The 19916-nt window shown below is 44.9% G+C and carries 23 protein-coding genes, 1 tRNA gene and 1 pseudogene; 5 read left to right on the top strand and 20 right to left on the bottom strand.

Going from position 1 to position 19916, the window contains the following annotated elements:
- Positions 1-79: 79 nt before the first annotated feature.
- The 4 genes from AB4323_RS24050 to mutY form a co-directional block, all read right to left on the bottom strand.
- Positions 80-155, bottom strand: a tRNA-Phe gene (locus AB4323_RS24050).
- Positions 156-258: 103 nt separating this feature from the next.
- Positions 259-1392: a membrane-bound lytic murein transglycosylase MltC gene (mltC, locus tag AB4323_RS24045; RefSeq protein WP_017063191.1), complete on the bottom strand. Its 1134-nt coding sequence runs from the start codon at positions 1390-1392 to the stop codon at positions 259-261.
- Positions 1393-1461: 69 nt separating this feature from the next.
- Complete coding sequence (locus AB4323_RS24040; protein WP_010435637.1) at positions 1462-1734, bottom strand: oxidative damage protection protein; 273 nt, start codon at positions 1732-1734, stop codon at positions 1462-1464.
- Between the two features lie 28 nt (positions 1735-1762).
- Positions 1763-2824: an A/G-specific adenine glycosylase gene (gene mutY, locus AB4323_RS24035; RefSeq protein WP_065584120.1), complete on the bottom strand. Its 1062-nt coding sequence runs from the start codon at positions 2822-2824 to the stop codon at positions 1763-1765.
- 165 nt (positions 2825-2989) lie between these two features.
- Between mutY and trmB the strand changes: the two genes are divergently transcribed.
- Positions 2990-3709 carry a tRNA (guanosine(46)-N7)-methyltransferase TrmB gene (gene trmB / locus AB4323_RS24030; RefSeq protein ID WP_017062250.1) on the top strand — a complete coding sequence of 240 codons (720 nt, stop codon included), beginning with the start codon at positions 2990-2992 and terminating at the stop codon, positions 3707-3709.
- Positions 3710-4058: 349 nt separating this feature from the next.
- Positions 4059-4979 carry a glutaminase B gene (gene glsB / locus AB4323_RS24025; RefSeq protein ID WP_372138973.1) on the top strand — a complete coding sequence of 307 codons (921 nt, stop codon included), beginning with the start codon at positions 4059-4061 and terminating at the stop codon, positions 4977-4979.
- A 131-nt stretch (positions 4980-5110) separates the two neighbouring features.
- Here the strand turns inward: glsB and hemW are convergent, their stop codons facing one another.
- The 7 genes from hemW to AB4323_RS23990 all read right to left on the bottom strand — a co-directional run bounded on the left by hemW (position 5111) and on the right by AB4323_RS23990 (position 9942).
- On the bottom strand, positions 5111-6298 hold the full coding sequence (hemW, locus tag AB4323_RS24020; RefSeq protein WP_017067796.1) for a radical SAM family heme chaperone HemW: 1188 nt from the start codon (positions 6296-6298) through the stop codon (positions 5111-5113).
- Positions 6298-6897, bottom strand: a complete 600-nt coding sequence (locus AB4323_RS24015; protein ID WP_017062247.1) for an XTP/dITP diphosphatase — start codon at positions 6895-6897, stop codon at positions 6298-6300. Before AB4323_RS24015 ends, hemW begins: the two co-directional genes overlap by 1 nt.
- A 48-nt stretch (positions 6898-6945) precedes the next feature.
- Entirely contained in the window at positions 6946-7377 is a 432-nt protein-coding gene (locus AB4323_RS24010) for a DUF4426 domain-containing protein (RefSeq protein ID WP_017062246.1), read from the bottom strand.
- Positions 7378-7405: 28 nt separating this feature from the next.
- Entirely contained in the window at positions 7406-7696 is a 291-nt protein-coding gene (yggU, locus tag AB4323_RS24005) for a DUF167 family protein YggU (protein ID WP_017067797.1), read from the bottom strand.
- 29 nt (positions 7697-7725) lie between these two features.
- The gene (locus tag AB4323_RS24000) at positions 7726-8283 is read right to left on the bottom strand and encodes a YggT family protein (RefSeq protein WP_108209502.1); all 558 of its coding nucleotides are present in this window, start codon (positions 8281-8283) and stop codon (positions 7726-7728) included.
- A gap of 57 nt (positions 8284-8340) precedes the next feature.
- A complete protein-coding gene (proC, locus tag AB4323_RS23995) occupies positions 8341-9159 on the bottom strand; it encodes a pyrroline-5-carboxylate reductase (protein ID WP_102427899.1) in 819 nt (272 codons plus the stop codon).
- Positions 9160-9237: 78 nt separating this feature from the next.
- Positions 9238-9942 (bottom strand): YggS family pyridoxal phosphate-dependent enzyme, encoded by a 705-nt coding sequence (locus tag AB4323_RS23990; RefSeq protein ID WP_017062243.1) that lies wholly within the window; start codon positions 9940-9942, stop codon positions 9238-9240.
- 26 nt (positions 9943-9968) lie between these two features.
- On the opposite strand from AB4323_RS23990, the gene AB4323_RS23985 reads away from it, so the two are divergent.
- Both AB4323_RS23985 and AB4323_RS23980 read left to right on the top strand, forming a co-directional pair.
- A complete protein-coding gene (locus AB4323_RS23985; protein ID WP_017062242.1) occupies positions 9969-11006 on the top strand; it encodes a type IV pilus twitching motility protein PilT in 1038 nt (345 codons plus the stop codon).
- Between the two features lie 14 nt (positions 11007-11020).
- Complete coding sequence (locus AB4323_RS23980) at positions 11021-12130, top strand: PilT/PilU family type 4a pilus ATPase (RefSeq protein WP_372153508.1); 1110 nt, start codon at positions 11021-11023, stop codon at positions 12128-12130.
- Between the two features lie 74 nt (positions 12131-12204).
- Here AB4323_RS23980 and AB4323_RS23975 read toward each other — a convergent pair whose 3' ends face one another.
- The 9 genes from AB4323_RS23975 to metK form a co-directional block, all read right to left on the bottom strand.
- A complete protein-coding gene (locus AB4323_RS23975) occupies positions 12205-12342 on the bottom strand; it encodes a hypothetical protein (RefSeq protein WP_170791814.1) in 138 nt (45 codons plus the stop codon).
- Between the two features lie 99 nt (positions 12343-12441).
- Positions 12442-12864, bottom strand: coding sequence for a Holliday junction resolvase RuvX (gene ruvX, locus AB4323_RS23970; RefSeq protein WP_004735480.1), 423 nt, complete (start codon positions 12862-12864; stop codon positions 12442-12444).
- 60 nt (positions 12865-12924) lie between these two features.
- Complete coding sequence (locus AB4323_RS23965; protein WP_372153506.1) at positions 12925-13488, bottom strand: YqgE/AlgH family protein; 564 nt, start codon at positions 13486-13488, stop codon at positions 12925-12927.
- A 116-nt stretch (positions 13489-13604) separates the two neighbouring features.
- Entirely contained in the window at positions 13605-14555 is a 951-nt protein-coding gene (gene gshB / locus AB4323_RS23960) for a glutathione synthase (protein ID WP_004735482.1), read from the bottom strand.
- Positions 14556-14564: 9 nt separating this feature from the next.
- The gene (gene rsmE, locus AB4323_RS23955; RefSeq protein WP_017062238.1) at positions 14565-15296 is read right to left on the bottom strand and encodes a 16S rRNA (uracil(1498)-N(3))-methyltransferase; all 732 of its coding nucleotides are present in this window, start codon (positions 15294-15296) and stop codon (positions 14565-14567) included.
- Positions 15297-15449: 153 nt separating this feature from the next.
- Entirely contained in the window at positions 15450-16181 is a 732-nt protein-coding gene (locus AB4323_RS23950; protein ID WP_017063198.1) for an endonuclease, read from the bottom strand.
- A gap of 96 nt (positions 16182-16277) precedes the next feature.
- The gene (locus AB4323_RS23945; protein WP_372153504.1) at positions 16278-16778 is read right to left on the bottom strand and encodes a SprT family zinc-dependent metalloprotease; all 501 of its coding nucleotides are present in this window, start codon (positions 16776-16778) and stop codon (positions 16278-16280) included.
- Positions 16779-16858: 80 nt separating this feature from the next.
- The gene (locus tag AB4323_RS23940; RefSeq protein ID WP_017062235.1) at positions 16859-17656 is read right to left on the bottom strand and encodes a DUF2189 domain-containing protein; all 798 of its coding nucleotides are present in this window, start codon (positions 17654-17656) and stop codon (positions 16859-16861) included.
- Positions 17657-18024: 368 nt separating this feature from the next.
- Complete coding sequence (gene metK / locus AB4323_RS23935) at positions 18025-19179, bottom strand: methionine adenosyltransferase (protein WP_017062234.1); 1155 nt, start codon at positions 19177-19179, stop codon at positions 18025-18027.
- Between the two features lie 357 nt (positions 19180-19536).
- Here metK and AB4323_RS23930 point away from each other — a divergent pair.
- Positions 19537-19916: pseudogene (locus tag AB4323_RS23930) on the top strand (transketolase); the annotation flags it as partial.

Raw genomic sequence — 19916 nt, 5'->3', positions numbered from 1 at the left:
TCGGCACACTAAATTCTTTATGCTTTTGTCCGTGTTGTTACTCCCTGTTAAAGAGTGTTGACACCAACAAATCAAATTGTGGTGCCCGGAGGCGGAATCGAACCACCGACACGAGGATTTTCAATCCTCTGCTCTACCGACTGAGCTATCCGGGCAACGGAGCGCTATTAAACGGATTTTCTGCATAACCGTCAACTCCTTTTTTGAAAATAACTAAAAAAACCGTTCGTTCGTTGTTTTTTTATTCAAAAGTGAGGGTTATGTTTTACCTTGGTTAAATTCTTTTTTGAATTGCGTTACTTTTTCGAGGTATCGGCGCGACTCTTTATTTGGATGCTTCTTGGTAAGCGCCCAGTAGGCTTGGCTCGGTTGCAGCGAGTTTAAGTCTTGCATTGCTCGCTTTCTGTCCTTACTGAAGGTATTGAGTACGCCACCAGTACCGCCGTTATAGGCTGAAATCATACTGTATTCAAGCGTTAATGGGTTTTTTACGTCTTTCAAATAACGATTTTTAAGGATGTAAAAGTATGCGGTGCCAGCATCAATGTTGTTTTCTGGATTGAATAAGTACTCAGGGCTTGGTTCACCAGGTTTCTTTTTGACGTGTTCAAATACATCTCGACCAGCGGTTTTAGGTACCACCTGCATAAGACCATAAGCATTAGCCCAGCTTACGGCGTACGGGTTGAAGCTACTCTCTGTCTTGATGATAGCGTAGATTAAATCTTCAGGGATGTCATAACGCTGAGACGCTCGTCGAACGATGTCGGCATATTGATAACTACGCTGGCTAGCGTGGTCGGCCACCATTGGGATTTCAACGTAGTAGGCTTTTTTAAAGTCGACTTCTTTGGTTTTTAGGTTATTCGCGATCAGGTAATCCGCAAACTGGTTCGCTCGCCAAGTCCATTGAATGGGCTTTTTTTCTTGGTCTACGACCTGATTATAGAGGAAAGGTTTGCCTTCTAGCTTGATGCTTTTAGAAGAGAATAGATCGACATGCGCCGGATCGTCTGGCGTCAAAAGGGTCGTCATGATCGCATTTTTGAGGTGTTTTTTCGGTTCGGTAGAGGAAACCGTTTCCACCGTTATCAGGCCTTGGCTAAAATTCACTTCTGAACGACTTAAGTAATTATCTATGTATTTCACATAGTTACTCTTACCTGCTATCTTGATTTCACTGCTACCCCAACGTTTTTGAATGTTGCCTGAAAAGCTATCTATTAATGAATCTAGCGCCCCGGTATCTTTTTCAAATTGTCCGGGTAGCTCAGCTAAATTCTTCACAAACCGGTTGGTTGGCTCGTAATTGACATCATAAATGCTTTCGACAAATTCACGGCTGCAGCCAGTTAATAACATGGCTGTTAGGAAGTAACTTAGCTTTTTCATAGTTCCTCATACAAAAATGACATCGCAGCGTTAACCATGATGTCATTAAAAATTGCTTAAATAAATGTCTTATTCGCTTGGTGGAGTATAGCCATCAATTACGACATCTTTACCTTCAAAAAGGAAGTTAACCATCTCAGTTTCAAGAAGTTTACGATGCTCAGGATCCATCATGTTTAGCTTCTTTTCATTGATAAGCATAGTTTGCTTGCTTTGCCATTGTCCCCAAGCTTCTTTAGACACGTTGTCAAAGATACGCTTACCTAAGTCACCTGGGTAAAGTTGAAAATCTAGGCCTTCAGCATCTTTTTGAAGGCGAGCACAAAATACAGTGCGGCTCATAGTGGTTCCTCTTATCGCGTTCGTTGATTCAAACGTCGTCGTTCAGTTCAAAGGGTAGGCTCTCAATAAGCTGCTTTACAGGAGCGGCTAGGCCAATTTCTTCCGGTTTTGATAAGTTATACCAGAGACCTTTAGCCCCTTCCATTATCAAATCTGGTTGTTTATCTAATTTCACTAATACTGGCGTGATATCTAAGTGGTAGTGGCTGAAAGTGTGTCTAAACGCAATCATGGTCTTGATCGAATTGGTTTGAGTGTCTTTGATCGAACGAAGATCTAGTTGATGTTCGATCTCTGCGTTTTCATTTTGAGGGAAACAAAACAATCCGCCCCAGATACCAGATTGAGGGCGCTGTTCGAGCCACACTTGGTTGTCGTGATACAGAATCACAAACCATGTGTCTTTTACTGGCTTTTCTTTCTTAGGCTTTTTGCCAGGGAAGTCGAGCTGTCTATCGAGCTTCTTGGCCTCACACATGCTTTCAATCGGGCACAAGGTGCACTTAGGCTTGCTACGGGTACAAACCATGGCACCCATGTCCATCATTGCTTGGTTGTACTTATCGACATCTTTGTTCGGAGTATGTGCTTCGGCGTGTTCCCAAAGCTGGTTTTCGACTTTCTTTTGCCCCGGCCAACCTTCAACGGCAAAACTTCTCGCAAGCGTTCGTTTTACATTGCCATCAAGAATCGCATGAGGAAGTTTATGAACCGATGATAAGACGGCTGCTGCTGTTGAGCGACCAATCCCCGGTAGCGCGTTCATCTCTTCGATAGACAGCGGAAATTCACCACCATATTGCTCAGCAACGATCTTGGCTGCTTTATGTAGATTGCGAGCTCGTGCGTAATAACCAAGCCCTGTCCATAAGTGGAGTACCTCATCTTGTTCGGCGTTCGCTAGGTCGATAACCGTTGGAAAGCGTTCTAAGAAGCGTTGGTAGTATGGAATCACCGTAGCAACCTGAGTCTGCTGAAGCATGATTTCAGATAGCCAAACGGTGTAGGCGGTTTTGTTTTGTTGCCAAGGCAATTCTTTACGCCCGTAGGCGTCATACCACTTTAATATGGCGGTTGCGAAAGGAGTCACGACATGCTCTATGCTTTGCTATTATTAGAAGCGAAATTCCACCACACTTAACGTTGGATGTAAAACAGACAAATTGTGTGGGAATTTATCCACGGAAAGACTTGCACCGAAGGCAATTCTTTGGATAATCCCCGCTTTGATTAATCAATGTGCAGGCAAAAATCAATGAGTGAAGTGACCACTAACGAATATACTGAAGACGGCAAACTGGTTCGTAAGATCCGTAGTTTTGTTCGCCGCGAAGGCCGCTTAACAAAAGGCCAAGAGAACGCGATGAATGAATGTTGGCCAACAATGGGTATCGACTACAACCCAGAGCTTCTTAACTGGAAAGAAGTATTTGGCAACGATAACCCAGTTGTACTAGAGATTGGCTTCGGTATGGGTGCATCACTGGTTGAAATGGCAAAGAACGCACCTGAGAAAAACTTCTTAGGTATTGAAGTTCATAGCCCGGGTGTTGGTGCGTGTTTAGGTACAGCTCGCGATGCTGGCGTAACTAACCTGCGTGTAATGTGTCACGATGCTGTAGAAGTATTTGAACACATGATCCCAGATAGCAGCCTGCATACTCTGCAACTGTTCTTCCCTGACCCATGGCACAAAGCTCGTCACCATAAACGTCGTATCGTTAAGGCTGAGTTTGCAGAGATGGTTCGCGGCAAGCTTCAACTTGATACTGGTGTTTTCCACATGGCAACAGACTGGGAAAACTACGCAGAACATATGATTGAAGTGATGAACGTAGCTCCAGGCTTCGAAAACATCGCTGAAGATGGTGATTACATCCCTCGTCCGGATGAGCGCCCGCTAACTAAGTTTGAAGCGCGTGGCCACCGTTTAGGTCATGGTGTTTGGGACATTAAGTTCAAGCGTACTAAGTAACTTCGAATCAAATTAAGTGAAGGGTAATCCGACTTAGGGTTTAACCCCTACACTTTATGGGATTGATTAAAGCCAACATTATTGTAATGTTGGCTTTTTTGTCCTTAGGCTTTTATTTCAGTAAAGGCTTAACGACAGAAAGTAATACCAATCACAGTAAGTAAGTGATCAGAAATAGCGTAGGAAAAAGGCTTGAGAACAAGGCAGCATTTTTCGATAAGTAGTTACTCTACAATCAAAAATTCTAACGCAGTTATCGAGCATTTTAACAAGCTAGAGTGAGCAGTTATTTACTACGATTGGTATATGTTACACCCCTACAAAAATAACAATATAGAAGTAAGCGCACATGAAACCAACTCAAGCTATTTTGGCCGAGATCTTAGACGAAGTTCGTCCTTTAATTGGACAGGGAAAGGTCGCTGATTATATCCCTGCACTGGCTCGCGTATCGAACCAGAAACTGGCGATCGCGGTATACACCAATGAAGGTGAGGTGATTAAAGCAGGCGATGCTGAAGAAGCATTTTCTGTGCAATCTATTTCTAAAGCCTTGAGCCTGACGCTAGCTATGGTGCTATATAAGCCTGAAGAGATTTGGCAAAGAGTAGGCAAAGAGCCTTCTGGTCAAGCCTTTAACTCGATGATTCAGCTTGAGATGGAGTATGGGATTCCTCGTAACCCGTTCATCAATGCTGGTGCAATTGTTGTTGCAGACCTACTACAAAGCCGCTTGTCAGCACCAAGACAGCGTTTATTGGAGTTTGTACGTCAGTTATCGGGCGATACTCATATTGTGTACGACAAGGTAGTAGCGGCTTCAGAAATGATGCACAGCGATCGTAATGCTGCCATTGCTTATTTGATGCGTTCATTTGGTAATTTTGAGAATGATGTTATCCCAGTTCTGAATAACTACTTCCATGCTTGTGCGCTTAAAATGACGTGTGTGGATTTGGCAAAAACCTTTAGCTATTTAGCAAACAAAGGCGTGTCGGTTCAAACCAAGAAAGAGATCATCACGCCAGTTCAAACCAAGCAGTTGAATGCTTTGCTTGCGACGTGTGGCTTGTACGATGGGGCTGGTGAGTTTGCCTACCGTGTTGGTATGCCAGGAAAATCGGGCGTTGGTGGCGGTATTATTGCTATCGTTCCTGGCGAAATGACGATTGCGGTGTGGTCTCCAGAGCTTGATCCTTCTGGCAACTCGCTCGCAGGTACTAAGGCTCTAGAGTTGCTTTCAGAGCGAATTGGTCGTTCTATTTTCTAAGAGAAAGATTCGAGCACGGACGTTGTCCTATAGAACGCTTCGCTCCGAGAGAGGGCTATAAAACAAAAAGGGTTGACCCTAAAGCCAACCCTTACGCAATGCTTCTCGAATCTCGAATCTCGAATCTCGAACTACTCGTCTTCTTCTGCCATAAAGGCTTCTAACAGATCATTGAGAAACAGCTTTCCTTTTTCAGTGATCTGCCAGTGAGTGTCGGTTTCCTTCAAGTAGCCTAGCTCTTTTGCCCATTCAATCGTTTTTTGAATCGAGTCAAAACCAAGCCCTGTCGTATCAATGAAATCCTGCTTTGGACATGCTTCCATTAACCTAAAGCGGTTCATGAAAAACTCAAAAGGGCGGTCTTCATTCGGCACTTCAAATTCATCTGATAGATAAGGTTTTACCATGTTTTGGTACGCAGCTAGATAGCCTCTAGGGTGCTTAACCTTAGTGGTACGAACAATGCGTCCATCTGTAAAGCTCAGCTTGCCATGAGAGCCACAGCCAATACCTAGATAGTCACCAAAGCGCCAGTAGTTGAGGTTATGTTGGCACTGATATCCCGGCTTGCTGTAGCCTGAAATTTCGTACTGCACATACCCTGCGTCTGCGAGCTTCTTATGGCCTAGGTCGAAGATATCCCAAAGGTCATCATCATCAGGCAGCGTTGGTGTTTTGTAATAGAACATGGTGTTAGGTTCTATTGTTAGCTGATACCAAGATAAGTGCGGAGGGTCGAGTTCTATCGCTTTATCCAAATCAGCCAACGCTTGTTCAATACTCTGTTCGGGTAAGCCGTGCATTAAGTCTAAATTGAAACTATTCAATCCAATCTTATGCGCTAAATGAGCAGCATTTACCGCTTCATCTTGACCATGAATACGCCCAAGTCTTTCCAGTTTCTCTTGCTCAAAACTTTGCACACCCACCGAGATTCGAGTAATGCCTGCCTTTTGGTAACCTGCAAAACGCTCAGCTTCGATAGTTCCCGGGTTGGCTTCCATGGTGATTTCTATTTCAGGTTTGAACGGGATGCGCTGTTCAATGCCTTGTAACAATCGGCCAATTCCTTCAGGAGAAAACAGGCTTGGGGTACCGCCACCAATAAAGATCGAATGCAGTGGGCGAGGCATACCATTGAGCTGATATTTTTCGATATCAGTATCGAGATCTTCAAGCAGTGCATCGATGTACTCTTTTTCAGGGATCTCGGCTTTCAGAGCGTGAGAGTTAAAATCACAATACGGACACTTTTGTACACACCATGGGATGTGTACATAGAGGCTAAGTGCGGGTGGTATTAGCGCTGCATTGTGCATTACAGAGCTTGCTCCTTGAGAGTCTTGAATAGTGACGCAAGCGCTTTACCACGGTGTGATAGTTGCTTCTTACGCGAAGATTCAAGCTCTGCTGAGGCGCAGTTATCTTCTGGTACAAAGAACACAGGATCGTAGCCAAAGCCATTCTCACCGTGTTCTTCAGTAAGAATACGACCTTCCCATTTACCGTGACACACTAGAGGTGTTGGATCATTCTCGTGACGCATTAGCACCAACACACAGTGGAAACGCGCAGTACGCTTTTCAGTTTCGACACCTTGCATCGCATCTAATAGTTTTTTGATGTTCTGCTTATCGGTTGCCCCTTCACCTGAGTAACGCGCTGAATAGATACCTGGCGCACCATTTAAGTAATCAACCTCTAAACCTGAGTCGTCAGCAATGGCTGGCAGCCCTGTTTCTTTCGCTGCGTGGCGAGCTTTGATGATGGCATTTTCAATGAAAGTCGTTCCTGTTTCAGCGACTTCTGAAACGTTAAATTCACTTTGCGCGACAACGTCAAAACCAAACTCAGACAGAATATCTGCCATCTCGCGAACTTTACCTTGGTTGCCTGTTGCTAAAACAATCTTACTCATGGGAATGTAGCTCTAAATAAGTTAATAAATGAAAAGTAAGGTTTGAGCTTACTCTTCTATATAGAATTTCTGTGTGAAACGCAGTGGACCAGTGCCTTTTAGGCCTGCGTTCACATCGATGTCGAAGGTGATGTTTTCTTCGTGAGTTACGGGGAACTCAGCAAGGTAATAAATCGCATCGCCTTCTTTGATTTCTCGAAACTTCAAAGTACGGGTGTTTCCAACGAGGTTCTTCGCTGTTCCCGTAATTTTAGCCGTTGTCGCAGGCTTGCCTAGAGAAGCCTTGTCTAACACGCTGATGTTGAGGATTGCTGAGTATCCATTTCGCTTAAGTTTGTATTGCTTAGCGACTTGCGAAGTTAAGAACGTGGAATTAAAAGCCGAGTAATGAACCTCGACATCCTTAATGTTCTTAAATTGCCCTGCTGAGCTTGGTAAGGCAACAAGAGCGGTGAGTAGTGCTGTTATCCATAAACGCATAATGACTCCAATAAATAGCAAAAAGCCATCATAGGATGGCTTTGACTTCAGTTGGGATTTGGCTTGGCGAGCATATTCGAACTTGCTTGTGCCTACCGAGATCTCCCTTTTCTATCTTAATTTGCCCTTTTGCGACCTTAAACTGTTTCGCGAGGTATTTCGCTAAATGGGCATTGGCTTTGCCATCAACCGGTGGTGCAGTAATGGCAATTTTCAGTTCCTGACCGTGCAAGCCGACAATTTTGTCTCGGCTTGCTTTGGGTTGGATATAGAGCCTAAGAAGAATATCGTCTTCCTCGGCCCAAACCGCTTTTGGCATCGTCAAAGTACCTGATGTTTGTACTTGAATTATAGCTGATACCAAATAGGGCCAATCATGTCGCCCATTAGGAAGTTCGCAAATTGCAGAACAATGAACAGAACCAGTACGCTTAGGTCGAAACCACCCATGTCCGGAAGGATACGGCGGATAGGCACTAGCATTGGTTCAGTCAGTTGATGGAACACGTACTCGATTGGGCTACGGCCTTGGCTAACCCAGCTAAGGATTGCACGGATTAGCAGAACCCAGAAGATCAAACCACCCGCCGCTTTTAGCAAAGATAGTGCACCAAAGATCAGGAAGCTGATATCGAATACAGCTGCGCCGCCAGAGATAATCAGGTTGAGAGCAACGAACTTAAGCACACATAGCACATAAGCAAAAATAACCGTCGCAAGATCTAGGCTGCCGATTGATGGAATAACTCGGCGCAGTGGGGCAACAACTGGTTGTGTCGCTTTTACGATGAATTGTGAGAATGGGTTGTAGAAATCTGCACGTGATGCTTGTAGCCAGATACGCAAGATCACAACCATGATGTAAAGATCAAAAACGGTCGAGATCAGAAAGCTCATCGAGTTCATATTGTTTCCTTTTTCGGATTTACTTGCCGCTTAGATATAACCCGAGCGACAAAATGCTTAAAACAGTTTTTCCATCTCTTCAGCTCGAGCAACCGCCGCTTGCATGGCTTTTGCTACGATGTCTGATAGTTGATGTTCGTTAAACGTGCGTAGTGCTTCTGCGGTCGTGCCGCCTTTGGATGTCACTTGTTCACGCAGTGTTGATAATTCAGTATCTTGGTTTGCTACCACCATCTCTGCCGCGCCTAATGCAGACTGCTGCACTAGCTTACGAGCGGTTTCTTGGTCAAAACCTTGCTTGATTGCTTCAGCTTGCATCGCTTCCATAAACAGGAAGAAGTAAGCCGGAGCGCTACCCGCCGCCGCAATGATGTTGTTGATTCCAGACTCTTGTTCAACCCAACTTACTTCACCAACAGCTTGCATCAGCTGAGAAGCAAAGTCTTTATCATCTTGGCTGACAGTTGCATCGGCATAAAGACCACTCATCCCTTTACCAAGCAGTGATGGCGTGTTTGGCATCACACGAACAAGGTTCAGTTGGCAGTTTAACATCTCATTAAGTCGATTCGCATTAATACCCGCGGCAATTGAGATAACCAGTTTGTTGCTGAAGTCGATATCTTGTAAGGGTTTACATACATCAGCCATCATTTGTGGCTTCACGGATAACACAACAACGTCTGCTTTTTCAGTTGCTGCAATATTATCGCTGGTGGTATTGATGCCGTATTCTTGTTCTAACGGCAGCCTTCTGGTTTCTGAAGGTGCTGTCGCAGTAATCTTTTGCGCTGGGTAACCACTAGCAACTAAGCCAGCTACAATTGAGCGAACCATGTTTCCCGCCCCAATAAAGGCGATGTTCTTATGTACCATATATAAAATCCTGAGCGTGTCGCTGCGCGGATAAGGCGAAGCGGTATCAATACTTGTACTTGTCGTTACTTACTACGGCTATTTCGCGTAATCACGAGCGCCGAAAATAGCTGTTCCAATACGAACCATTGTGCTGCCAGCCTCAACTGCTGCATCCATATCACCACTCATCCCCATCGAAAGGGTATCAATGTCTGAATACTTCGCGGCTAGCTTGTCTTTAAGCTCTGCCAGTTGAGAAAATGCATTAAGCTGAGATTGATAGTCAGATACGTTTGCAGGAATCGACATCAATCCTCTTAAGGTGAGGTTGGGGAGCGATGAAATCAACTCCGCGAGTGCAAAAACTGTCTCTTCTGAGGTTCCAGATTTGGACTCTTCACCACTGGTGTTTACCTGAATCAACACTTGCAAAGGTGGAAGTTCGCTTGGTCGTTGATCATTAAGCCTTTGTGCGATCTTATCGCGATCGACGGAATGCACCCATTGAAAGCTTTCCGCGATTGGGCGGGTTTTATTGGATTGAATTGGACCAATAAAATGCCACTCTAAATTTAGGTTAGAATGTTGTTCTGAAAAGTGTTTTACTTTATCTACACCTTCTTGAACATAGTTTTCACCAAAGGCAACTTGGCCTCCGAGTGCGGCTTCTAGAATCGCATCAATAGGTTTAGTTTTGCTGACGGCTAAAAGTTGCACGGACTCTGGAGCTCGTCCGCACTTTTGCTCAGCACTACGAATCTGTGAGGTGATTTGTTCGATATTTTGTTGAATACTACTCATAGCTGACTTTACTTAAGGGAAAATAAATGGATATCACTGAGTTACTAGATTTTAGTGTAAAGCATAACGCGTCAGATCTACATCTTTCTGCGGGTGTATCTCCAATGGTACGTATAGATGGTGAAGTAAGGAAGCTTGGAATCCCAGCTTTGAGTCATGCTGATGTGCATCGTTTGGTTTTTGAGATCATGAGCGATTCACAACGCGGCGAGTTTGAAGAAAAACTGGAAGTCGACTTCTCTTTTGAATTACCCAATGTTGGTCGCTTTCGTGTTAATGCGTTTAACCAAGCCCGTGGCTGCTCAGCTGTCTTTCGAACTATCCCTGTCGAAATCCCGACTTTAGATCAGTTAGGTGCACCTGAGATCTTCGAAAGGATTGCTAACTACGAAAAAGGGTTAGTGCTCGTCACTGGTCCAACTGGCTCTGGTAAATCAACGACTCTTGCGGCGATGGTTGATTACGTAAATCGCAACCACAATAAGCATATTCTGACGATTGAAGACCCGATTGAATTCGTTCACACCAATAATAAATGCCTAGTCAACCAGCGTGAAGTTCACCGTGATACCCACAGTTTTAAAGCGGCACTGCGCAGTGCCTTACGTGAAGACCCAGACGTGATTCTGGTTGGTGAACTTCGTGACCAAGAGACGATTAGCTTAGCGTTAACCGCAGCAGAAACGGGTCACTTGGTCTTTGGTACTCTGCACACCAGTTCTGCGGCTAAAACGATCGACCGTATTATCGATGTGTTCCCAGGTAGCGATAAAGATATGGTTCGTTCGATGTTGTCTGAATCACTGCGCTCGGTGATAGCCCAGAAGCTGCTAAAGCGTGTTGGTGGTGGTCGTGTGGCGTGTCATGAAATCATGATGGCAACACCTGCGATCAGAAACTTGATTCGTGAAGATAAGGTTGCGCAGATGTACTCGATCATTCAAACGGGCGCAGCGCACGGCATGCAGACCATGGAACAAAATGCGAAGCAGCTGATGGCGCAGGGCTTGGTTGATTCGGAAGAGGTCGAGAAAAAGATCGAAATTGAAACCTCAATGTTTTAATCAAGGTGGACACAATGGAATTGAATCAAATCCTTGAGGGAATGCTTTCTCAAAAGGCATCGGATCTTTATATCACGGTTGATGCGCCAATCCTTTTTCGTGTGGATGGTGAATTACGCCCTCAAGGAGAGAAGCTGAATGTGGCTCAAGTTGCTCAATTACTTGATGCGATGATGGAACAAGACCGACGTGATGAATATCAGCAAACGCGTGAGGCTAATTTTGCGATTGTGCGTGACTTTGGTCGTTTTCGTGTCAGTGCATTCTTTCAGCGAGAGCTACCTGGAGCGGTCATTCGACGTATCGAGACTAACATCCCAACCTTTGAGCAACTAAAGCTTCCTGATGTACTACAGGACCTATCAATAGCTAAGCGCGGACTTGTGCTGGTGGTTGGTGCGACAGGCTCTGGTAAATCGACCTCAATGGCTGCAATGACAGGCTATCGCAACACCAATCGCTCGGGACATATCTTGACGGTTGAAGACCCTATTGAATTTGTGCACGAACATAAAAAGTGCATCGTGACGCAGCGTGAGGTCGGGCTCGACACCGAGAGTTACGAAGTCGCGCTTAAGAACTCGCTACGCCAAGCACCAGACATGATCTTGATTGGCGAAATCCGTAGCCGTGAGACCATGGAATACGCGATGACCTTTGCTGAAACGGGTCACTTGTGTATGGCAACCTTGCACGCCAATAACGCTAACCAAGCGCTAGAGCGTATTCTTCATTTGGTGCCGAAAGAGCAGAAAGAACAGTTCTTGTTTGACCTATCGATGAACCTGCGTGGTGTCGTCGCTCAGCAACTCATTCGCGACAAGAATGGCAGCGGGCGTCATGGTGTATTCGAGATTCTGCTGAATAGCCCTCGTGTTTCTGACTTGATTCGTCGTGGTGAACTACACGAACTGAAAGCAACCATGGCTAAATCGAAAGAGATAGGTATGCAGACCTTTGACCAAGCTTTGTATGATTTAGTGATAGCAGGCAAGATCAGCGAAGAGGATGCGTTCCACAGTGCCGATTCTGCTAATGACTTGCGCTTAATGCTCAAAACTAGACGTGGTGATGACGACTACGGAACTGGGGCGTTGGCTGGTGTGAAGATAGATATGGGGTGATAAAAAACGCCTGATTTGATTCTAGGTTAAAATCAGGCGTTCATCATATTCATCGTTCGACTGCGTCTGTATTATCAACGCTTCTTGTTCTTAGGCTCGCTGATTACGTCTGCGTCAGTCGAAGTATGATTCATATAACCTGCATTATTGGAGCTTGTCGAACTGCATGCTGATATTGCTAGAGCTACGAAGATTGCTAGAAAAATTTTCATGTGAACTCCCACTTACCTAATAATGAATTGCTTCGACATTACGCCGTAATATCATTATAGGATCACAAAGGAGTTTAATCTTTGAGCTCTTAATTTTCGTTATGAATATTGTGCTTCAAACCAGCTCTCTAAAATGACGACTGCAGACTGGTTATCGACATTACCTTTACTTAGTGCTTTGTAGCCGCCCATTTCAAAAAGGTCGGCCCTTGCTTCTGTCGTAGAAAGTCTTTCATCATGCAGTTCAACATCGACACCAAAGCGCCCTTTTAGGCGATTGGCAAACTTCTTCGCCCTTGGTGTAATCGCGGCTAGATCTTTACCATGAAGATCGGTAGGAAGACCAACCACGATAAGATTCGGCTGCCACTCCTTAATTTGCTTTTCGATATCGTCCCAATTTGGGATGCCATCTTTGGCTTTAAAAGCTTTTAGAGGGCTTGCGGTGCCCGTGATTTCTTGTCCTATCGCACTACCGATACTTTTTGTACCGTAGTCAAATGCCATAATTGTTCGTGACATGGGGTTTCCAAATTTATCTGTGTTTGAGAGTGTCTGTTTATTTTACTTAGTTGATTTGAGCTAGGCGTGACCAGCGTCTGCTGAAAGCTGAGCTGCATTAATGCCTAACATCTGTACAGCGACTTTCCAGCGGTCAGAAATCGGTGTATCGAAGATGACCTTCGGATCGGCTTCAACGGTTAACCATGAGTTCTCGGTCAGTTCTGTTTCCAGTTGTCCGTGTTCCCATCCTGCATACCCAAGTGCGACTAAATAATTCATCGGCTCATCTTCTGTGCCCAACACCATCAAGATATCTTTTGAGGTTGTCACTGAGATTTGATCCGTCATGCTGATACTGGATTGATAGTTGCCTTTAGGTTTGTGCAAAATAAACCCACGGTCTTCTGCGACCGGTCCACCATTCAATACAGGCTTATCAAGACTTGCTTGGTTGGGTTTTGGCTGATCAGAATCAACCTCAACTTGCTTAAGCATGCTACCGACAGTGACATCAATAGGGGCGTTGATCATCAAACCCATCGCGCCTTCGTCATTGTGCTCACAAAGGTAAATCACCGAATTTTGAAAGTATGGGTCTTTCATTCCGGGCATAGCAACCAGAAAGTGGTTCGTTAAATTCATAGAGCCTCCTGCCAGTGTGTTCCCAGTAAAGGAAAAAGAGCGGCGTAAAGCCGCTCATTGTTCTTTGCCTAGATATTTCTGTGTTTTCGAATAGCTAAGGCTTTCTTTAGTTTAGGCTATTTAGCGTTAACGCGACGCTCAATTGCATCCATTAATTTACCTGTAACTGAAATATCAAAAGCGGCTTCAATTTCACGGATACAAGTAGGGCTAGTCACGTTAATTTCAGTCAGCTTGTCGCCGATAACATCAAGCCCAACAAAGATTAAGCCTTTCTCTTTCAGTGCTGGAGCAACTGCTCTTGCGATAGCCCAGTCTGTTTCACTTAGAGGACGAGCTTCACCTGTACCGCCAGCAGCAAGGTTACCTCGAGTTTCCCCTTTTGCAGGAATACGCGCTAGACAGTAAGGCATTGGCTCACCGTCAACCACAAGAATACGCTTATCACCATTGCTGATGTCTGGAACAAAAGTTTGTGCCATTGCGTAGTTCTGACCGTGGTTGGTCAAGGTTTCAATAATAACTGATACGTTTGGATCGCCTTCTTTCACACGGAAGATAGACGCGCCGCCCATGCCATCAAGTGGTTTTAGAATCACGTCGCCGTGTTCTTCTCGGAACGCTTTAATTTTTTCAGCTTTACGAGTCACGATGGTGGTCGGTGTCAGTTCAGGGAACCATGCCGTGAACAACTTCTCGTTACAGTCACGTAGGCTTTGTGGTTTGTTGACGATCAGTGCGCCGTTCTCTTCAGCACGCTCAAGAATGTAAGTTGCGTAGATGTACTCAGTATCAAACGGAGGATCTTTACGCATTAGTACCGCATCTAAATCGGATAGCGCGATAGTCTGTTCTGATTTGAACTCGTACCAACCGTTTGGATCTTCTTTTAGTTCAACAACCTTAGTGTCAGCAATGGCTACGCCTTGATCTAAATGTAGATCATCCATTTCCATGTAATGGATTTCGTAACCACGACGCTGAGCTTCAAGCATCATGGCAAAGCTAGAGTCTTTTTTGATGTTAATGGATGAAATTGGATCCATTACGATGCCAAGTTTGATCATTTTTTTCTCCTAGCCTAGATCGCCAAAACGGACTTGTAAGGCAGTAATTGCGGTTAGAGCTGCTGTTTCGGTACGAAGTACACGTGGGCCGAGTAGCGTCTCTTCAAATTTGTATTGTTCTGTCATGCCGATTTCTTCAGCCGACAAGCCACCTTCAGGGCCGATCAATAGGCGTACCTTACTGATAGGTTCTGGAAGGGTATTAATTGAGTATTTTGCACGAGGATGTAAGTTCAGCTTTAATGCTTCACTCGGTTCGCTACACCACTCTTCAAGTTGCATGATAGGGCGAATGACTGGAACCGTATTGCGGCCACACTGTTCACACGCCGCGATAGCAATCTTTTGCCACTGTGCGAGTTTTTTCTCGAAGCGTTTTGTATCAAGCTTAACGCCACAGCGCTCTGAAATTAAAGGGGTAATGGTGTTCACACCAAGCTCAACCGATTTCTGAATCGTGAACTCCATTTTGTCGCCACGTGAAATCACTTGGCCTAAATGTAAGTCTAACGGAGATTCGCTGCTGCGTTCGATGCGTTCAGAAACATTAACGGTGACATTTTTCTTTGATACTTCGGCTATCGTCGCAGGGAATTCAGCGCCACTGCCATCAAATAGAAGGACTTCTTGGCCTTCTTTCATGCGAAGGACACGACCAACATGACCCGCGGCATCTTCGCCTAAAGCGAGTGAACCTAACTGATGAATGCGTTCTGGGTGATGAATACGAGGGATTCTCATGCTGGTAAACCTATAAATATGTTCATTTGGGTATTTTGTCTCTGCCTAACATGGATGCTTTTAGTTGAAAAAACAAGGGTAGAGCAAGAGTTTCAGGGGCAATTCTGAAACTCTTGTTTGAGATAGTTAGGAATGTTGATTGTACGAGCGACGTTATTTACAAGCAGGGTAAACAAATGGGTTGTGATTACCTTGGATGGCATAGATTCGCTCATCACGAGTACATTCCCACTTGTCGACAGGAAATTGCTTGTTCCACGCCATCATTAGGTTGGTTTGTTGCTTAGATAGTTTGAAACCATACTCTTGGCTCATGTAAAGGTAAGTACGCGCGATAGAGCCTTTTGCTCTGTCTGGCGGCATAACTTTACGCTGCTTGAAGTTGACCTGCATTTCGCACTGACCATAGCTCACGCCATCCATTCCATTCCACTGGCTGAAGTTGTAGTTGGAGCGATCACCGTTAACCTCGCCAATGGCCGGAGTTAGGTTGTGAAGGTCGGCTTCCATGGATTTGAATATTTTGTCATTGCGAGTGCAGTTCTTGCGCCCACCATCTTGCCAACACTGACGCTGGTGGCCAAATTGCCAAGCTGGAACCACGTGTTCCCACTCAATTCGACTCGCCCGCTTTTGTTGTTTTCGGACTTGATAGCCACAGCCATCAAGGTCGGGAATGCCTTTCTTTTTGTCCTTCCATGTAATGTCACAGCCGCAATAAAATGAAGTCGGATGGTCGAGGTAAATCTTCACCGCTTCTCTTTTTGCTTTGGAAAATGAGCTCGGTGGTGCGGCGAGAACGCTTTGGGTTACCAGTAGGCCAAATACTATTGTTAAGTAAAAAGATACAGGTAGGCCAAATGCTTTGAAGGTGAGTTTTTGCATAGAAAAAGACTGATAAAAGTATGATAAACATCAGTCTAGCACTCAAATGTTAGATCTCTCTATTAGATTTGTTCTACCGAGTAAATCAACCTGTCACTAGCTTAGTTGAGTTCCCGTGAAAGCTAAGGTTTGCTGGCACAGCTGGCAGCGATAGGTCGATTGATTTCGAAGCACTTTATTGTGTCGTCTGATTGATAATGGGTAAGTGGTGCACTCACATCGATATTCAAAGGTTTTCCCTTGAACTGAAGCTATTTCAAAGCTGTGAGTTGTTTTGGCTGGAACGTTGAATACCTTTTTCATCACGTATTTCCACTCGTTTCCGTGAGGCCTAACACGTCCGAAAACCTGATGCGTGATTAGGTGTGCGAGCTCATGCGGCACAACTTCGTTGATGAAGGCGTCTTCATTTTCAGAAAATAGTACGTGGTTGAGCTTAATTTCGTTGAGCTGAAGGTAGGCCTTTCCCGCTGCTTTACCTCTTAACTTGAAGGTGATAGTTGGGTGTGGAAATTCACGAGAGAAATGTTGATTTGCGATAGCTAGGCACTCGGCCAATTTCTTATTTGCTCGATGTTGTTGCGGGGTGTAAGACAAACGTTGTTAACTCCAAATAAAAGACCTCAGCGTTTAAGCCAAGGCCTCATCATAACATTGCTTTTTGATCTAGCGATGCTTTACACGTGATGTTTTTTCTTAATGATCTCGTGATAAGCGTGCCATGTAGCATAGCCAAGTAGCGGCATGGTGACGATCATTCCGATGCCGTAGGTGGCAAAACCCACCAAAATACCGGCACAAATAATACTCGCCCAAACCACCATTGCAGGGATGTTCGATTTCACGGCATTAAAGCTAGTGAAAATCGCACTCATCACATCAACGCGTCTCTCCATCATTAACGGAATTGAAAATGCTGAGATGCTAAATATGAGGCTTGCGATAACAAAACCAATCACAGAACCCGTAATTAAGAAGGGAGCGAACTCAGCCAGTGGTGCGCCTTGCACTGAAGGGTAGAGCGCGTGCAATAATGCAGCGATACGCATCCAGAATATCATCGCAACCATCAATACGATCGCAAAGGCCCATTGGTGGGTGGAGTTGCGAGTGATGGCTTTCATCGAGTGCAGTAGGCTTGCGTTGTGGCCTTTTTCTCTTTCCCAAGCTGCGTCATACAAGCCCAGAGCAAGAAACGGCCCTATTAGCATGTACACGATCAGGCTTGGCATTACGACCAAGTGTGTTCCTTGCCATTGGACAAGCTGAACAATGGCGATTGCCGCTCCCATAAAGCACAAACCGTAGAATGCGCTGATTAATGGCATTCTTACCAAGTCATGCAGAGCAAGCGACAACCAATGAAAGGGTGCGGAAATACTGATTTGGTTGCAAGGAATGGTGCGAGCGTAATCCTTATCGCTGACCTTGTGTTTTTTATCGTTCAGTTCGGATGGGTGCGCGGTACGAGGCATAGATCCCCCTAGTTAAATAACGTCCTAGTTATAATTCCATAAGGCTCATCGATGTGGCTTGTGTGAGAGTTATGGTGTTGAGCTAAATTGCTCTTTGTCATCCCAGTTATTGTTCTAGCGTGCATTTAACGAGCGTTATCAGACTGAATTAATTTAAGTTAAATGTGAGCTTGATCGCCTAGGAGTTACCTTAACTATTGTCAGTAGTGCTAGAAAACACAAATTATCAGCGGCTTTTTATACTAAGTGGTTAACGGTAAAGAAGGGCGTTAGGGAAGGGTATTGTGAGTGAAAGTTCGGTAAGTACATAAAAATAAAGCCCTTACTAAGCAGTAAGGGCTTTAAAGGAACACATCGCAGTGGCTAAATTATTTTAGGCCAGCGAAGTCCGCAAGGATTGCTGCTTTGTCAGTCGCTTCCCAAGGGAACTCTTCACGACCGAAGTGACCGTATGCAGCAGTTTGCTTGTAGATAGGCTGAAGAAGGTTCAGCATCTCTTGAAGGCCGTATGGACGTAGGTCGAAGTTTTGACGAACAGCTTCAATGATGATTTCGTGTGCTACTTTCTCAGTACCGAACGTTTCAACCATGATAGATGTTGGATCAGCAACACCGATAGCGTAAGACAGTTGAATCTCACAACGGTCAGCCATACCAGCAGCAACGATGTTTTTCGCAACGTAACGTGCTGCGTAAGCTGCAGAACGGTCAACTTTTGATGGATCTTTACCTGAGAATGCACCGCCACCGTGACGAGCTGCGCCGCCGTAGGTATCAACGATGATCTTACGACCAGTTAAACCACAGTCACCCATTGGGCCACCGATTACGAAACGGCCTGTTGGGTTGATGAAGAAGTTAGTATCTTTGTTGATCCACTCAGCAGGAAGTACTGGCTTGATGATTTCTTCCATTACTGCTTCGCGTAGGTCAGGCGTTGTTACTGAATCACAGTGTTGAGTAGAAAGAACAACAGCATCGATACCAACGATCTTACCTTGGTCGTATTGGAAAGTAACTTGAGATTTCGCATCTGGGCGAAGGAAGTCAAGCTTACCGCTCTTACGTACTTCAGCTTGCTTCTTAACAAGAAGGTGAGAGTAAGTAATTGGAGCTGGCATTAGGATAGGAGTTTCGTTAGTCGCGTAACCAAACATGATGCCTTGGTCGCCTGCGCCTTGCTCTTTAGGGTCTTCTTTATCAACACCTTGGTTGATGTCTGGAGACTGCTTACCAATTGTGTTTAAAACAGCACAAGAGTCAGCGTCAAAGCCCATGTCAGAATGAACGTAACCAATTTCACGTACTGTTTCACGAGTGATTTCTTCGATATCAACCCATGCAGACGTTGTTACTTCACCGCCAACCATAACCATGCCGGTTTTAACGTAAGTCTCACAAGCAACACGTGCTTTTGGATCTTGTTCCAAGATGGCATCAAGAACAGCATCAGAGATTTGGTCTGCAATTTTATCTGGATGGCCTTCTGAAACAGATTCAGAAGTGAATAGGTGCTTAGCCATGAGAGCTCCACTTTTAGTTTTTGGTGTAAATAGTTTATGGCGTCGCAAGCTAGGAAGCGCCGCCATTAAATACAGTATATTTTGTAGGTGTTTCTACATCTAGACGGCTATTCTAAATTCCAGCGGTCGAATTACAAGCTCTTTTTTATGATATGTCATAACTAATCGTTTGCGTATCGATCGAGATAAGCCACTGCCAAGTGATGTAAATGTTCGAAAATTGCGAAAAATGACCGTTAAAATGCCAGTAAAACGTTTGCAGTCGCAATAGTCGTTTGAGAGAATACCCGCGCTAATAAAAATGAAAACTTTAGCAATTATCTCTTTTTTAAATCGCTTATGTATCCAGGAGCAGACATGCCTTCTCGTAAAGATCTAGCCAATGCAATCCGCGCACTTAGCATGGACGGTGTTCAACAAGCAAATTCAGGCCACCCAGGCGCACCTATGGGCATGGCTGACATCGCTGAGGTTCTTTGGCGTGGCCACTTGAACCACAACCCAGCAAACCCAGAATGGGCTGACCGCGACCGTTTTATCCTGTCTAACGGCCATGGTTCAATGTTGATTTATTCTCTGCTTCACCTTGCAGGTTACGAGCTTTCAATTGAAGACCTGAAAAACTTCCGTCAACTGCACTCTAAGACTCCAGGTCACCCTGAGTACGGTTACGCTCCTGGTATCGAAACAACGACTGGTCCTCTAGGTCAAGGCATCACTAACGCTGTTGGTATGGC

It is taken from the genome of Vibrio sp. 10N.261.52.C11, assembly GCF_041471405.1.
Taxonomy (GTDB): domain Bacteria; phylum Pseudomonadota; class Gammaproteobacteria; order Enterobacterales; family Vibrionaceae; genus Vibrio; species Vibrio crassostreae_C.
Note: the sequence above shows the minus strand (reverse complement) of the source record. Positions and strands in the feature narration are given on the sequence as shown.